Consider the following 1,440-nt stretch of genomic DNA (forward strand, 5'->3'; position numbering starts at 1 on the left):
GCTGAGCGCGGTGGATGTGCTGGGTGAGGCTGAGCGGCGCCGGGTTCTGGTGGAGTGGAACGACACGGCGGTTGAGATGCCGCGGGTCACTGTGCCGGAGTTGTTCGAGGCGCGGGTGGCGCGGATGCCGGGTGCGGTTGCTGTGGTGTTCGAGGGTGTTGAGGTGTCGTATGCGGAGTTGGATGCGCGTGCGAATCGTCTGGCGCGGTTGTTGGTGGCCCGGGGTGTGGGTCTGGAGTCCGTGGTGGGGGTGTGCCTGGAGCGTGGTGTCGATCTGGTGGTGGCGTTGCTGGGTGTGCTGAAGGCGGGGGCTGCGTATCTGCCGGTTGATCCGGAGCTTCCGGTTGAGCGGGTGGAGTTCATGCTCGCGGACGCGGGTGCGGATGTGGTGGTGACCTGCCGGGATGTGGGGGCGGTGGTGCCGGGGGGCCGGCGGGTGCTGGTGCTGGATGATCCGGCGACGGTGGGTGAGCTGGCGGGTGTTGAGGCTTGCGCGTTGTCGGTGGTGGAGCGTGGTGGTGCGTTGTCGGGTGGGCTGGCGGCGTATGTGTTGTTCACGTCGGGGTCGACGGGGCGGCCGAAGGGTGTGGTGGTGTCGCATGCCGGGATCGTGAACCGTTTGGTGTGGATGCAGTCGCGGTTCGGTCTGGTGCCGGGTGAGCGGGTGCTGCAGAAGACGCCGTTTGGTTTCGATGTGTCGGTGTGGGAGTTCTTCTGGCCGTTGTTGGAGGGCGGGGTGCTGGTGGTGGCCCGTCCGGGGGGTCATCGTGATCCGGCGTATGTGGCGGGGTTGATTGCGTCGCAGGGGGTTTCGACGGTGCATTTTGTGCCGTCGATGCTGGAGGCGTTCCTGGGGGAGTCGTCGGCGGTTTCGTGCCGGGGTCTTGTTCGGGTGGTGTGTTCGGGTGAGGCGTTGGCGGTGTCGTTGCGGGATCGGTTCTTCGAGGTCCTGGGTGATGGTGTGGAGTTGCACAATTTGTATGGGCCGACGGAGGCGTCGGTGGATGTGACGGCGTGGTGGTGTCGTCGGGGTGAGCCGGTGGTGCCGATCGGTGTGCCGGTGGCCAATACGCGGGTGTATGTGCTGGACCGGGGTTTGTCTGTGGTGGCTCCGGGGGTTGCGGGTGAGTTGTATCTGGCGGGTGTGCAGCTGGCACGGGGGTATGTGGGCCGGGCTGGTCTGACGGCGGAGCGGTTCGTGGCCAGTCCGTTCGGTGGGCCGGGTGAGCGGTTGTATCGCACTGGGGATCTGGTCCGCTGGGATGCTGATGGCCGGTTGGAGTATCTGGGCCGGGCGGACGAGCAGGTGAAGATCCGTGGGTTCCGTATCGAGCCGGGTGAGATCCAGAGTGTTGTGGCCGCGCATCCGTGGGTGGCTCAGGCGGCGGTGATCGCCCGTGAGGACATCCCGGGTGACAAGCGGCTGGTCGCCTACGTCGT

Annotated in this window: 1 protein-coding gene; it reads left to right on the forward strand. The window is 66.6% G+C overall.

Annotation, left to right across the window (positions count from 1 at the left end; translation table 11 throughout):
• The coding region (locus ACZ4LX_RS38135) for a non-ribosomal peptide synthetase (RefSeq protein WP_467652007.1) at window positions 1-1,440 on the forward strand (1,440 nt) is incomplete at both ends.

The sequence above is a fragment of the Streptomyces sp. NPDC026062 genome (genome assembly GCF_055568375.1).